The organism is Actinomadura sp. J1-007, assembly GCF_009793335.1.
Lineage (GTDB): Bacteria > Actinomycetota > Actinomycetes > Streptosporangiales > Streptosporangiaceae > Spirillospora > Spirillospora yumaensis.
Genome location: NZ_WING01000001.1, coordinates 6,092,018 through 6,105,711, shown reverse-complemented (window position 1 = coordinate 6,105,711; position 13,694 = coordinate 6,092,018). Strand labels below are relative to the sequence as shown.

Here is a 13,694-nt window from a genome sequence, read left to right as displayed (position 1 = left end):
CCCGACCGCGGCGCGGACCGGGGGAACGCGAGGGCCCCGCACGCAGGTCGTTCGCGTGCGGGGCCCTGCGCGGCGCAGGGGCCGGGTCAGCGGGCGGGGACGATGTTGACGATCTTGGGGGCGCGGACGATGACGCGCTGGACCGACGCCCCGGCCAGGGCCTCGGTGATCTTGGCGGAGGCGAGCGCGAGGCGTTCCAGCTCGTCGGCGCCGATGTCCGGCGCGACCTCCAGGCGGTCGCGGACCTTGCCCGCCACCTGGACGACGCACGTCACCGACTCCTGGACGAGCAGGGCCGGGTCGGCGGACGGCCAGCCGGCGCGGGTGACCGGGGCGGTGCGGCCCAGCAGCTCCCACGCCTCGTCCGCGGTGTACGGGGCGAACAGGGACAGGACGACCGCGATGGTCTCGGCGGCCTCGCGGACGGCCGGGTCGGCCGCGCCGGGACCCGAGTCGATCGCCTTGCGGGTGGCCGTGACCAGCTCCATCAGCCGCGCGATCGCGACGTTGAAGCGGTGCGACTCGACGAGCGTGGTGGCCTCGGCGACGGTGCGGTGGGTGACGCGGCGCAGCTCCGGGTCGCCCTTGGACGGGTCGGCTCCCGGCGCGGACGACACCTCCGTCGCGATCCGGTGCACGCGCGACAGGAACTTGGACATGCCGTGCGGCGACACGTCGGCCCAGTCGATGTCGTCCTCGGGCGGGCCGGAGAACAGCATCGCCAGGCGGACGACGTCCACGCCGAACTCGGCGATCTGCTCGCCGAGGTCGACCAGGTTGCCGGTCGACTTGGACATGGCCTTGGCGTTGAGGATCACCTGGCCCTGGTTGAGCAGCCGGGTGAACGGCTCGGTGAAGTCGACCATGCCCATGTCGTGCAGGACCTTGGTGAAGAACCGGCTGTAGAGCAGGTGCAGGATCGCGTGCTCGACGCCGCCGGTGTACTGGTCGACGGGCATCCACTCGCGGACCCGTTCGACGTCGAACGGGCCGCCGGTGTAGCCGGGCGAGCAGTAGCGGAAGTAGTACCAGGACGAGTCGACGAACGTGTCCATCGTGTCGGTGTCGCGCTTGGCGAGGCCGCCGCACTTGGGGCAGTCGACGTTGACCCAGTCGGACGCCGCCGACAGCGGCGACTCGCCCTTCGGCGCGAGGTCGGCGCCTCGCAGGTTGTCGGGCAGCGTCACCGGGAGCTGGTCGTCGGGGACCGGGACCTCGCCGCACGCGTCGCAGTGGACGATCGGGATCGGGCAGCCCCAGAACCGCTGCCGCGAGACCAGCCAGTCGCGCAGGCGGAAGTTGACGGCGGGCTTGCCGAGGCCCTTGCCGGCGAGGATCTCGGTGATCCGGGTGATCGCCTCGGCCTTGGGCAGGCCGTCGATCGGGCCGGAGTTGACGATCCGGCCGTCGCCCGCGGTGGCCGCGCCGGTCTCGGCGGGGTCGGCCTCGCCGGTCTCGACGACGATCCGGACGGGCAGCCCGAACTTCAGCGCGAAGTCCAGGTCGCGCTGGTCGTGCGCCGGGACGGCCATGATCGCGCCGTGCCCGTACTCGGCCAGGACGTAGTCGGACGCCCAGACGGGGATCCGCTCGCCGTTGACCGGGTTGACCGCGTAGCGGCCGAGGAACACGCCGGTCTTCTCGCGCTCGGTGGACAGCCGCTCGATCTCGCTCTCGCGCGACACCTCCTCGCGGTACGCCTCGAACGCGGCGCGCTGCCCGGGGGCGCAGACCTCCTCGGCGAGCGGCGCGTCGGCGGCGACGACCATGAACGTCGCGCCGTACAGCGTGTCGGGGCGGGTGGTGTAGACGGTGACGGGCTCGTCGCGGCCCTCGATCACGAAGTCGACGTCGGCGCCGGTGGAGCGGCCGATCCAGTTGCGCTGCATGAGCAGGACGCGCTCGGGCCACTTGCCCTCCAGCTGCGCCATGTCGTCCAGCAGCCGGTCGGCGTAGTCGGTGATCTTGAAGTACCACTGGGTCAGCACGCGCTTCTCGACCAGGGCGCCGCAGCGCTCGCAGTGGCCGCCGACGACCTGCTCGTTGGCGAGGACGGTCTGGTCGTTCGGGCACCAGTTGACCTGGCCGCCCTTGCGGTACGCCAGGCCGCGCTCGTAGAAGCGCTGGAACAGCCACTGCGTCCAGCGGTAGTACTCCGGGTCGGAGGTGTGCAGCCGCCGCGACCAGTCGAACGAGGGGGCGTAGCGGTGGAACGACGCGGCCTGCGTCTCGATGTTGGCGTAGGTCCACTCGGCGGGGTGCGTGCCGTGCTTGATCGCGGCGTTCTCGGCGGGCAGGCCGAACGAGTCCCAGCCGATCGGGTGCAGGACGTTGAAGCCCTTCTGGAACCAGTAGCGCGCGACGACGTCGCCGATCGCGAACGCCTCGGCGTGGCCCATGTGCAGGTCGCCCGAGGGGTAGGGGAACATGTCGAGCGCGTAGCGCCGCTCCCGGGCGTCGTCCCCCTCGGCGGCCTCGAACGGGCCGAGCTCCGCCCAGCGGGCCTGCCACTTGTCCTGAACCGCCCGCGGGTCGTACTGCTCGTCGCTGCTCACGCTTCCAGACTCCGGTCTTCCATCGCACGATCGTGGGGGCCGCCCCGAACATGAAACGGCCCCTCGCGCAGGAGGGGCCACCACGTCGACGTCTAGCGCGTCAACGCGGCCGTTCGGGAAGCAGCCGGATTGGCATACATCAAGAGTAGCGCAGCCGCAAGCCTCTGCGCGGGCGACTCCGCCCACCCCGAAGGCCCGCCCCGAAGGCCCCGCCCGCGCCGCGATCCGGCCCCTGGGCCGCCCCGCGGACGGGCCCCGGGCCCTCAGTGGCCGGAGGACTGGCGGGCCATGGAGACGACGCCGGTGACCTGGACGCGGGTGAGCTGGAGGTCGGCGCCGACGGCGGAGAGGGTCTCCTCCTCCGAGACGCTGAGCGGGCCGTCGGAGAGGGCGATCTCGGCGGCGGCGCTGAGGATCCGCTCGCGCGCCTCGGGGGCGAGGGCGGACGCGGCGTGGGCCATCTCGGCGCGGACCTGGTCGAACGGGCGGCCCATGTCACCGTCGAGGGCGGCCTGGTCGTACGCGGCGTCGCCGGCCTGCCGGACCACGCCGACGGCCCGTTCCCGCGCGGCCGCGTTGGTGTAGTCGCCCGAGCGCAGCACCTGGGCGATCGCCATCCGCAGCAGCATCGCCGGCATGTGCGCGAGCTGGGCGCTGGTCGGGACCTCCAGGACGCCGACGTTCCACCGGCCCTTGCAGGTCTCGCACTCGACGAACTCGCCGCCCGTCTTGTTGAGCGGGAGGACGGGGATGAAGAAGAGGGTGAAGAAGTTGCGTCCGTAGCGCCGCCGGTACTCCCGGTCCCCGCCGCAGTCGGGGCAGTGGAAGACACCCCTGGTCAGGGTGAAGAACACCACCCGCCAGCCGAAGATGATCAAGATCTCGCGCCTTTCCTAGCCGGAGCCGGTCATCGTAACGGGGACGAACGGGGCGTCCGCGGCGTCCCTGGTCCGGAGCGCGGGTGCGGGCGCGGCCGGATCCGGCCACCGGTCTAGCCGTTCACCCCCTCCGGTCCGGGTGCGCCGTACCGGTACGCACCGGTCCGAACCGGTCGGGGCTTGACGTGCGGCCCCGGATCGCCGACCCTCCGAGTAAATAGGAAAGCTTCCTATAAGTAGTGGAAACGCTCCCCGACCCGCACCGGCTGCCGACTCCCACGGTCTCCCCGCCGGCCCCCCGCCAGGAGGATCGCGTATGCCCAGGACCAGCTTCAAGATCGCGGTAGGCGCCGCCGCCACCGCCGTCACGGCCGCCGGGATCCCGGTGGTGCTCGCGAGCCCCGCCCTGTCCCACGGCTACACCACCTCGCCCGTGAGCCGCAGCTCCAACTGCGCCACCGGCAAGGTCAAGAACTGCGGCGCCATCCAGTGGGAGCCGCAGAGCGTGGAAGGCCCGAAGGGCTTCCCCGCGCGCGGCCCCGCCGACGGCAAGATCTGCGCCGCGGGCGACGGCCGCTGGGCCCCGCTGGACGACCCGCGCGGCGGGCAGTGGCCCGCCACCCGGGTGACCGGCGGCCAGGCGTACACGTTCAGCTGGCGCCTCACCGCCGTCCACTCCACCTCGTCGTTCCGCTACTTCGTGACCAAGGACGGCTGGAACCCGTCGGCGCCCCTGACCAGGGCCCAGCTCGACCTCACGCCGTTCCTCCAGCGGGACTACGGCGGCAAGAGCCCCGGCAGCAACCCGTCCCACCCGGGCACGATGCCGGCCAAGCAGGGCCGCCACCTGATCCTCGCCGTCTGGGACGTCGCGGACACCGGCAACGCGTTCTACTCCTGCGCGGACGTCGACTTCGGCTGACCCCGACGGGGATCCGGGCCGGGCCTCCCCCCGCGGCCCCGGCCCGCCGGGCCCCTCACCGCCCCGAGGGCCCGGCTCATCGGCTTGCGGCGTGCCGCCGTTCTGAGAGGCGTCAGAACGGCGGCGCGCCGCAACCTCATGCCCGGGGGCGGCCGAGGGCCCCCGCGGGCCCCGGTTGCTCACGCGCAGCAGGGTTCCTTTGCCGGTTTCCGTCAAGAACCGCACGTCATCTACCGATCCCGGGATGGCGCGGGCGGTCTCCGATGCACCAGGATGAGCCCAACGATTCATACACTCGTCGGTAACAACCGCCTGGTGACGAACCCCGCGCGAGGAGTGCCATGCTGAACCTTTCCGTCCTGCTGGAGGACGCCGCCCGGGAGACGCCCGACCGCGACGCGCTGGTCTTCGGCGACATGCGGCTCTCGTACTCCTTCGTGAACTCGGTCGCCGACCAGGTCGCCAACCTGCTGCGGGCGCGGGGCGTCGGGCCCGGCGACAAGATCGCGCTGTCGTCGCCCAACCTCCCGTACTTCCCGATGGTCTACTACGGGGCGCTGAAGGCGGGCGCGGTCGTCGTCCCGCTGAACGTCCTGCTCAAGCCGCGCGAGATCGCCTACCACCTCGCCGACTCCGACGCGAAGGCGTTCTTCTGCTTCGAGGGGACGCCCGAGCTGCCGCTCGGCGAGATGGGCCACGCCGGGTTCGAGCAGGCCGCGGCCTGCGAGCACTTCTTCCTGCTGCCCGCCAGCCTGTCCACCACCGAGTCGCCGATCGAGGGCGCCGAGCTGTTCTGGGCCGCGCTCGCCGACCAGCCGGCCGCGTTCGAGCCGGAGCCCACCGAGGCGACCGACACCGCGGTGATCATCTACACCAGCGGCACGACCGGGCAGCCGAAGGGCGCGGAGCTGTCGCACGGCAACCTGCTGATGAACGCGATGGTGGACGACACGCTGTTCGCCAGGACGCTGCACGACACCTCGCTCGTGACGCTGCCGCTGTTCCACATCTTCGGCCAGACCTGCGTGCTGAACGTCGGGTTCTACCGGCGGGCGACGCTGGTGCTCCAGCCCCGGTTCGACGCCGCGCAGGCCATCGAGCTGATGGTCAAGGAGAAGGTGAACATCTTCGCGGGCGTCCCGACCATGTACTGGGGGCTGCTGACCGCCGACGCCTCCCCCGAGGACGTCGAGGCGATCCGCGCCAACCTGCGGGTCGCGGTGTCGGGCGGTTCGGCGCTGCCGATGGAGGTCCTCAAGGGCTTCAAGGAGAAGTTCGGCCTGGACGTCCTGGAGGGGTACGGGCTGTCGGAGACCTCGCCGGTCGCCTCGTTCAACCGGCCCGACCGCCCCACCAAGGCGGGCTCGATCGGCCTGCCGGTGTGGGGCGTGGAGATGAAGCTGATCGACGACGACTGGAAGGACGTCGAGGGCGAGGGGCCGGGCGAGATCGCCGTGCGCGGCCACAACATCATGAAGGGCTACTACAAGCGCCCGGACGCGACCGCCGCCGCCATGCGGGACGGCTGGTTCCGGACCGGCGACGTGGCCCGCCGCGACGACGAGGGCTACTACTTCATCATCGACCGCTCCAAGGACATGATCATCCGGGGCGGCTACAACGTGTACCCGCGGGAGCTGGAGGAGGTCCTGATGACCCACCCGCAGGTCTCGCTGGCCGCCGTCGTCGGCGTCCCGCACGAGAGCCACGGCGAGGAGATCAAGGCGTACGTGATCCGCGTCCCGGACGCCGCGCTCACCGAGGACGAGCTGGTCGCGTGGGGCAAGGAGCAGTTCGCCAACTACAAGTACCCGAGGATCGTGGAGTTCCGCGACGAGCTCCCGATGACGGCCACCGGCAAGATCCTCAAGCGCGAGCTGCGCTGACCCGGCGCCGCGCCCGCGCGGCGGGGGCCGGGGCCGTCCGCCCCGCGCTCAGAACTCGCAGCGCAGGTGCTTGATCCCGTTGATGAAGTTGGAGTGGAGCCGTTCCGGCGGGGCCGCCGAGCGCAGGCCCGGCAGCCGCCGGAACAGCTCCCGGAACACCACGGTGATCTCCATCCGGGCCAGGTGGGCGCCCAGGCAGAAGTGCGGGCCCGCGGCGCCGAACCCGAGGTGCGGGTTCGGGTCGCGGGTGATGTCGAACCGGTCCGGGTCGGCGAACACGCTCTCGTCGCGGTTGGCCGAGCAGTAGAACATCAGCACCTTGTCGCCGTCCCGGAAGCGGTGCCCGTGGAGGTCGTAGTCGCCGGTGACGGTGCGGCGCATGTACGTGACGGGGCTGGCGTAGCGGACGATCTCCTCGACGGCGCTCGGAGCGTACCGGTCGAAGTCGGACATCCAGCGGTCGCGCTGGCCGGGGTTGAGGGTGAGCTGCTTCAGCCCGTGCGCGATGGCGTTGCGCGTGGTCTCGTTGCCCGCGACGAGCAGGAGGATGAAGAACGAGCCGAGCTCCTGGTCGCTGAGCGACTCGCCGTCGACGTTCGCGTGCACCAGCAGGGACGTGAGGTCGTCGGCGGGGCGCTCGGCCCGTTCCGCGGCGAGGTCCTGGACGAGCCCGCGCATCTCCTCGGCGGACGCGAGGACCGTGCCGAGCGCCTCGGTGTAGTCGGGCACGTACTCGGGGTCGAACGAGCCGATCATCGCGTTGGACAGCTCGAAGACCCGCCGGTAGCGCTCCTCGGGCAGCCCCATCAGATCGCAGATGATCTTCAGGGGGAGCGGGGCGGCGACCTCGGTGACGAAGTCGCCGCCGCCCTTGCGCCGCAGGTCCTCGATCAGCCGGACGGCGGCCCGGTCGATGTCCGCGCGGATCTTCTCGACCATCTTCGGGGTGAACGCGCGGGACACGATGCGGCGCAGCCGGGCGTGCCGCGGGTCGTCCATGTTGATCATCGACCCGAAGTACTCCAGGAACTCCTCGGGCGGGTCGAAGGTGTTGGCCACGCTGCCGCGCGAGGAGCAGAAGACCTTGGGGTTGCGGCTGGCCTCGGTCACGTCCGCGTGCGTGACGAGGGCGTAGTAGCCGGGCCCCTGCGGGAAGCCGAGGGCGGACAGGTCGGGCTCGGCGAAGTGCGCGGGCCGCTCCAGCCGCCGGAGCGCCGCGAACGCCGCGTTCCGTTCGGCGGACGGACGGGCCCAGAAGCCCATGTCGGACAGGTCGATGTCCTCGGTTCGCATCCTCCCATTGGCGCCCGCGAGGGCGGCGGCGTCAAGACGCCCGAACGCGATTCAGCACGGGTCGGCGGACGGCGGCCGGGCGTCAGAACATGATGTGCTCCTCGGCCAGGCCGTAGAACGCCAGGCGGCTGTCGGCGAGGAGTTCGAGGTCGCTCGGCCGCCAGGTGTGCCGCGCCGCGTCGGCGTGCCGGACGGTGATGAACGAGAACCTGTCCGCCGCGTACACCCGGACGCCGTCGGCGCGCAGCCGCCGGAACAGGTCGGTGTCCTCGCCGCGCCCGACGTCGGCGAACCGGTAGGCGCGCAGCAGGTCGCCTTCGGCGAGCAGCGCGCCGCCGCGCAGGACGTCCACGTAGCGGTGCTCGTGGTCGGGGTAGCGCAGCAGCGTCGCGCCGATCGACGCCAGGTGCGCGTAGTGGGCGAGCTTCCCGACGACGCCCGCCTCGGTGTAGGAGAACGCCGGCAGCAGGTCCGACAGGTAGTGCGGCCCGTACAGCTCGTCGTCGTCCATCTTGCCGAGGTACGTGCCGGACGCCGCGTCGATCGCGAGGTTGAGGCAGCCGCCGAGGGACACCGAGCGGTCGGCCGCGATCACAACGGCGTCGTCGAGGCCGGCGGCGATCGCCTGCTTCTCGACGAGCGCGGGGTCGAGGTCGAGGCCGTGCAGGACGAGCACGAGCTGCAACGGCCGCCAGAGCTGCCGCGCCGCCTGCTCGATCGCGGGCCCGACCTGCTCGGGCCGGCAGGTCGGCAGCAGCAGCGAGACGGCGGGACGCTCCGCCGGGCGCCCGGCCGCGTCGCCTTCGCGGCCCAGCGTCCGCAGGACGGTGTCGACCCGGTGCCGGTAGGTGTGCGCCCGGTGCACCTCGCGGAGCGCCAGGTGCGCCTGCCGGTCGCGCAGCTCGGGCCCGGCGAGGAGGGCGCGCAGCATCCGCGAGGCGTCCTTGGGGCCGTCCACGACGGGGCCGAACGCGGGCTCCCCGGCGGGCGGCTCGCGGTGGTGCACGACGGGGACGCCGGCCGCCGCCGCCTCGTACGCGCGGCGCCGGTCGGGGGCGAGCAGCACCCGGTAGCGCTTGCGGGCCGCCAGGGCCTCGCCGTACGGGAGCGGCGGGACGACGCGCTGCCGGTACAGGTGCGGGAAGCCGGTGCCGGAGAAGTGGGCGCCGAGGCGGGGCGCGGGCGCGATGAGGAACTCGGCGGACTCGTCGTACTCCCCCTCGTACAGCAGGGGGTAGCGGCCGTGGCCCGCGCCGCGCTCCGGGTGGTGCAGGCGCGGCTGCGCGGCGAACGGCAGGACGTGCACGCGGTCGTGCCCGAGCCGTTCGCGGTACGCCGCGACCGCGCCGGGGTCGACGGTGAAGACGTGGTCGAGCTCGCGCGCGGCGTCCGCGAGGCCGGCGCCGGTGTCCCAGTACGCGGACGGCACGCCGTTCTCGCGGCACCAGGCGGCCAGCTCCGCGATCGGGAGGCCGGTGGCGACCGACTCGACGAGCAGCAGTTCGGGCCGTTCGGCCTCGAACACCTCGCGCCAGTCGGCCGGCCCGAACCCGGCGACCTGCCGCCACTCGTACCGCAGCGCCGCCTCGGCGGCCGGGCCGAGCACGACGGCGGCGGTCAGGCCGGGCCGGACGACCGGGCCCGGCGGCTCCGGGGCGGCCGGGACGTCCAGCGGCTCGGTGTCGGCGACGCGGACCTCGGGGCGGCGCGGAGCGCGCGGATGCTCGGCGGGCTCGGGCGGCAGCGGGCGGGCCCGCAGCGCCTCGCGGACGCGCCGGAACGAGGCGGGCGCGAGCGGGCGCCGCCGGAACGCGCCGAGCGCGCCGCCGAGCCGCGCCGACCGCCGCAGCGCGGCGGCCCGGACCCGCCACTCCGCCCACTCGGCGCGGTGCGCCTGCTCGGCGCGCTCGCGGTCGAGGTCGCCGAGCCGGCGCGCGGTGTCGGACAGCGCCTCGGTGAGCCGCGCGATCTGCCGGTCGCGCTCGTCCCGCTCGTTCTCCAGCTCGGCGAGCCGCAGGCGCACGGCCGCGTTGTCCGCCGCCAGCCGGTCGGCCCGCGCCCGCGCGGCGCCGGGGGCGGGATCGTTCTCCGTCACGACGGCCACGGTAGGGGCGGCGGCCGTCCGGCTCACGCGTCCTCGCCAGGCTGCCATCCACTGTTCACCCGCTCGTCGGGTGCGTGCGGCGTGGACGCGGAACGGCCGCCACGGGCGCGCCGGAGGGGCGCGGACCGGCTAGGACAGGGCGTAGGGGAGGCGCTTGATGCCGTTGATGAAGCTGGCCTCCAGGCGCTCGGGTTCGGCGGTGGCGCGGACGCCGGGGTGGCGGCGCAGCAGCTCGCGGAACATCACCGTGATCTCGCGGCGGGCGAGGTGGGCGCCCAGGCAGAAGTGCGGGCCGGGCCCGCCGAAGCCCACGTGCCCGCCGCTGTCGCGCAGGATGTCGAACCGGTCGGCGTCCTCGAAGACGGTCTCGTCGCGGTTGGCCGACCAGTAGTAGAGGACGAGCTTGTCGCCCTCCTTGACGTCCTGCCCGTTCAGCGTGGTGTCGCGGGTGGCGGTGCGCCGCATCCAGGTCACCGGTGAGACGTACCGGACGATCTCCTCGACGGCGCCCGGGATCCGCGCCTCGAAGTCTCCCGTGAGCAGCGCGCGCTGCCCGGGGTGGCGGGTGAACAGGTCCAGGCCGTGCGCGATGGCGTTGCGGGTGGTCTCGTTCCCGGCGACGACGAGCAGGATGAAGAACGACCCGAGCTCCTGGTCGGTCAGCGACTCGCCGTCGATGTTGGCGTTCACCAGCGCGGACACGAGGTCGTCGGCGGGCTCGACGCGGCGCTTGCGGCCGAGGTCCTCCACGATGTCCTTGAGCGTCTGGCCCGCTTCGAGCAGCGCCAGCGCGACCTGCTCGGGGTCCCCGGCGGGCAGGAACTCGGCGTCGTTGCCGGCCAGGATCACGTTGGTGGCGTCCAGCACGGTGCGGTACCGGTCCTCGGCGATCCCCATCAGATCGCAGATGATCGTGAGGGGGAGCCGGGCGGCGACGTCCGCGACGAAGTCGCCGGTGCCGCCCTCCAGCCCGTCCACGATGCGCCGGGCGACCTCCTCGACGCGGTCCTCGAACCGCTGGATCATGCGCGGCGAGAACGCGCGGGACACGATGCGGCGGATCTTGGCGTGCCGCGGGTCGTCCATGTTGATCATCGAGCCGAAGAACTCGTGCAGCTCGTCGGGCAGGTCGGGGATGCTGATCGCGCTCTTCCCCGAGCAGAAGTCCTGCGGGCGGCGCGACACCTCGACCAGGTCGGCGTGCCGGGTGACCGCGCGGTAGCCGGGCCCGCGCGGGACGACCACGATGTCCGGCTCCTCGAAGCGCGGGAGCCCGGGCTCGTTCCGCAGGGCCCTGAACGCGGCGTGCCGCTCGTCGTGCGGGCGTCGCCAGAAGTCCCAGTCGGTCAGGTTGATGTCCTCGACGTTGAGCGCCATGCGACTCCCCCGGGGGTAGGGCGAACGGGATTCGGTTTACACGCTTCCAGCCAATGTAAAGCGCGCGGCGCGGCCGTTCAATGCCTGAGGCGGACGGGTCGCGGCCCGTCCGCCTCAGGGATGCGGCCCGTCCGCCTCAGGGGAGCCGGGGCGTCAGTCGGCGAGCCAGGCGAGGATGCGGCGGTTCACCTCGGCCGGGCGTTCGAGATGGAGGAAGTGGCCGCCGGGCACCAGATCCGCGCGCGAGCCCTCGGGCAGCAGCGCGAGGACGGCGGACGGGTCGCCGTCCGGCATGACGACGTCGGCCCCGAGGCAGCCGTCGGCGGCGCCGTGCAGGTAGAGGACGGGCCGCTCCCCCGTCGCCCCGGCCGCCGCCTGCTCGGCCGCGTACCGCTCGACGTGCGCGGACGGGTCGAGCATCGCGCGGTAGTAGCCGATCGCCGCGGCGGCGTTGGCGGGCGTGCGCAGGCTGTCCATGACGTGGTCGACGTCCCGCGCCCCGTCGTACCCCGGCGACCAGTCGCGCCACAGCCCCTCGACGAACGCGCGGCCGAACGCCGCCTCCGCCAGCGGCGTCTGGAACACGAAGATGTAGAACGAGCGCTTGAGCTGCTCGTACCGGAAGAACGCCTCGCCCATCGCCGCGAGCGGCGGGACGGCGAGCGTGACCGCCCTGCGCCACCGGTCCGGCGCGAGCGCGGCGGCGCCGTAGGTGGCGAACGCGCCCCAGTCGTGCCCCACGATGACCGCGTCCGAGCCGCCGCCGAACGCCTCGTGCAGCGCGACGGCGTCGGCCGCGAGCGCCCCGCTCTGGTACGCCCCGTCCGCGGGGACGCCGGTCGGCGCGTACCCCCGCATGAACGGCGCGACCGCCCGGTACCCGGCGCCCGCGAGTTCGGGGAGCAGGTGCCGCCAGGTGTGCGCCGAGTCCGGGAAGCCGTGCAGGCACAGGGCCAGCGGCCCGTCCTCCGGCCCGGCCGAAAGGTAGCCGAACTCCAGTCCGTTGGCCTTGATCGTCCCCGTCGCGATTGCGCTCATGTCCGGTCCGTCCTCCGCTTCGCCCGTGCGCCCGGCGGCGACGTTACCCCGGCCCGACCGCGCGCCCCGGCCCGCGGCGGGCGTGACATCACTCTCCTTCTTCGGATACCGCTGCCAAACTACGTATTTACATCGAAATCCGTACGGACTTAGCATCAAGGCAACTGGATCGCTCGCACCACGTGAGAGCGCGCACCCGAGGATGAGTGATGACGGAGCCGGACGTACAGCGGCGGCGGTCCTTGCAGGCCGCGGCCCGCGACCACCTGTGGATGCACTTCGCCCGCCACGCCCCCTACCAGGACGGCGCCGAGGTGCCGATGATCGTCCGCGGCGCGGGCCCGTACGTGTACGACGACCGGGGCCGCCGCTACCTCGACGGGCTCTCCGGGCTGTTCACCGTGCAGGCCGGGCACGGCCGCGAGGAGCTCGCGCAGGCCGCCGCCAAGCAGGCCGCCGAGCTGGCGTTCTTCCCGCTGTGGTCGTACGCGCACCCGAAGGCCGTCGAGCTGGCCGAACGGCTCGCGGGCCTCGCCCCGGACGGCCTGCGGCGCGTGTTCTTCACCAGCGGCGGCGGCGAGGCCGTCGAGAGCGCCTGGAAGCTCGCCAAGCACTACTTCAAGCTGACCGGGCGGCCCGGCAAGCACAAGGTGATCAGCCGCGCCGTCGCGTACCACGGCACCCCGCACGGCGCGCTGACGCTCACCGGACTGCCCGGCCTGAAGGCGCCGTACGAGCCGCTCGTGCCGAGCGGGTTCCGGGTGCCCAACACCAACCTGTACCGCGCCCCCGAGCACCGCGACGACCCCGAGGCGTTCGGCCGCTGGGCCGCCGACCGGATCGAGGAGGCGATCGAGTTCGAGGGCGCCGACACCGTCGCCGCCGTCTTCCTCGAACCGGTGCAGAACGCCGGCGGCTGCTTCCCCCCGCCGCCCGGCTACTTCGAGCGCGTCCGGGAGATCTGCGACCGGCACGACGTGCTGCTGGTGTCGGACGAGGTGATCTGCGCGTTCGGGCGGCTCGGGACGATGTTCGGGGCGCAGCGGTACGGCTACCGGCCCGACATCGTCACGTTCGCCAAGGGGGTCACGTCCGGCTACTCGCCGCTCGGCGGGATGCTCGTCGCCGACCGGCTGTTCGAGCCGTTCCGGCACGGCACGGCGATGTTCGCGCACGGCTACACCTTCGGCGGCCACCCCGTCTCGGCCGCCGTCGCGCTCGCCAACCTCGACCTGCTCGAACGCGAGGACCTGCTCGGGCACGTCCGCCGCAACGAGGCCGCGTTCCGCGCGACCCTGGACCGGCTGCGCGACCTGCCGATCGTCGGCGACGTGCGCGGCGCGGGCTACTTCTACGGGATCGAGCTGGTCAAGGACCGGGCCACCCGCGAGACGTTCGACGAGGAGGAGTGCGAGCGGCTGCTGCGCGGCCACCTCGACAAGGCCCTGTACGAGGCGGGCCTGTACTGCCGCGCCGACGACCGCGGCGACCCGGTCGTCCAGCTCGCCCCGCCGCTCGTCTGCGACCGCTCGCACTTCACCGAGATCGAGCAGATCCTGCGCTCGGTCCTCACCGACGCGTGGAACCGCCTGTGACCCGCGACGGCGCCGCAGGGTGAACGCCTGATCGCGAGACGATGTG

At 72.9% G+C, this 13,694-nt stretch carries 9 protein-coding genes; 3 read left to right on the top strand and 6 right to left on the bottom strand.

The window, feature by feature from the left end:
- Positions 1–86 precede the first annotated feature (86 nt).
- Positions 87–2,555: a leucine--tRNA ligase gene (gene leuS, locus GEV43_RS27715; protein WP_160823213.1), complete on the bottom strand. Its 2,469-nt coding sequence runs from the start codon at positions 2,553–2,555 to the stop codon at positions 87–89.
- A 263-nt stretch (positions 2,556–2,818) separates the two neighbouring features.
- The gene (locus tag GEV43_RS27710) at positions 2,819–3,433 is read right to left on the bottom strand and encodes a TerB family tellurite resistance protein (RefSeq protein ID WP_160823212.1); all 615 of its coding nucleotides are present in this window, start codon (positions 3,431–3,433) and stop codon (positions 2,819–2,821) included.
- A 316-nt stretch (positions 3,434–3,749) separates the two neighbouring features.
- Here GEV43_RS27710 and GEV43_RS27705 point away from each other — a divergent pair, with 316 nt between their 5' ends.
- Together GEV43_RS27705 and GEV43_RS27700 are read left to right on the top strand one after the other, a co-directional pair.
- Positions 3,750–4,355, top strand: a complete 606-nt coding sequence (locus GEV43_RS27705; protein WP_160823211.1) for a lytic polysaccharide monooxygenase — start codon at positions 3,750–3,752, stop codon at positions 4,353–4,355.
- Between the two features lie 341 nt (positions 4,356–4,696).
- Positions 4,697–6,241: a long-chain fatty acid--CoA ligase gene (locus GEV43_RS27700; RefSeq protein ID WP_160823210.1), complete on the top strand. Its 1,545-nt coding sequence runs from the start codon at positions 4,697–4,699 to the stop codon at positions 6,239–6,241.
- A 48-nt stretch (positions 6,242–6,289) separates the two neighbouring features.
- Here the strand turns inward: GEV43_RS27700 and GEV43_RS27695 are convergent, their stop codons facing one another.
- The 4 genes from GEV43_RS27695 to GEV43_RS27680 all read right to left on the bottom strand — a co-directional run bounded on the left by GEV43_RS27695 (position 6,290) and on the right by GEV43_RS27680 (position 12,053).
- Positions 6,290–7,534: a cytochrome P450 gene (locus GEV43_RS27695; RefSeq protein ID WP_160823209.1), complete on the bottom strand. Its 1,245-nt coding sequence runs from the start codon at positions 7,532–7,534 to the stop codon at positions 6,290–6,292.
- 82 nt (positions 7,535–7,616) lie between these two features.
- The gene (locus GEV43_RS27690) at positions 7,617–9,629 is read right to left on the bottom strand and encodes a glycosyltransferase (RefSeq protein WP_160823208.1); all 2,013 of its coding nucleotides are present in this window, start codon (positions 9,627–9,629) and stop codon (positions 7,617–7,619) included.
- A gap of 138 nt (positions 9,630–9,767) precedes the next feature.
- Complete coding sequence (locus GEV43_RS27685) at positions 9,768–11,015, bottom strand: cytochrome P450 (protein WP_160823207.1); 1,248 nt, start codon at positions 11,013–11,015, stop codon at positions 9,768–9,770.
- A gap of 153 nt (positions 11,016–11,168) precedes the next feature.
- Positions 11,169–12,053, bottom strand: coding sequence for an alpha/beta fold hydrolase (locus GEV43_RS27680; protein WP_160823206.1), 885 nt, complete (start codon positions 12,051–12,053; stop codon positions 11,169–11,171).
- A 209-nt stretch (positions 12,054–12,262) separates the two neighbouring features.
- Here GEV43_RS27680 and GEV43_RS27675 point away from each other — a divergent pair, with 209 nt between their 5' ends.
- Entirely contained in the window at positions 12,263–13,648 is a 1,386-nt protein-coding gene (locus tag GEV43_RS27675) for an aspartate aminotransferase family protein (RefSeq protein WP_160823205.1), read from the top strand.
- Positions 13,649–13,694: the final 46 nt, after the last annotated feature.

Bases quoted from the DNA above. Each gene is read 5' to 3' on its own strand.
- GEV43_RS27675 (WP_160823205.1), top strand. From the start codon at position 12,263: ATGACGGAGCCGGACGTACAGCGGCGGCGGTCCTTGCAGGCCGCGGCC.
- GEV43_RS27695 (WP_160823209.1), bottom strand. From the start codon at position 7,534: ATGCGAACCGAGGACATCGACCTGTCCGACATGGGCTTCTGGGCCCGT.
- GEV43_RS27705 (WP_160823211.1), top strand. From the start codon at position 3,750: ATGCCCAGGACCAGCTTCAAGATCGCGGTAGGCGCCGCCGCCACCGCC.
- GEV43_RS27680 (WP_160823206.1), bottom strand. From the start codon at position 12,053: ATGAGCGCAATCGCGACGGGGACGATCAAGGCCAACGGACTGGAGTTC.
- GEV43_RS27685 (WP_160823207.1), bottom strand. From the start codon at position 11,015: ATGGCGCTCAACGTCGAGGACATCAACCTGACCGACTGGGACTTCTGG.
- GEV43_RS27700 (WP_160823210.1), top strand. From the start codon at position 4,697: ATGCTGAACCTTTCCGTCCTGCTGGAGGACGCCGCCCGGGAGACGCCC.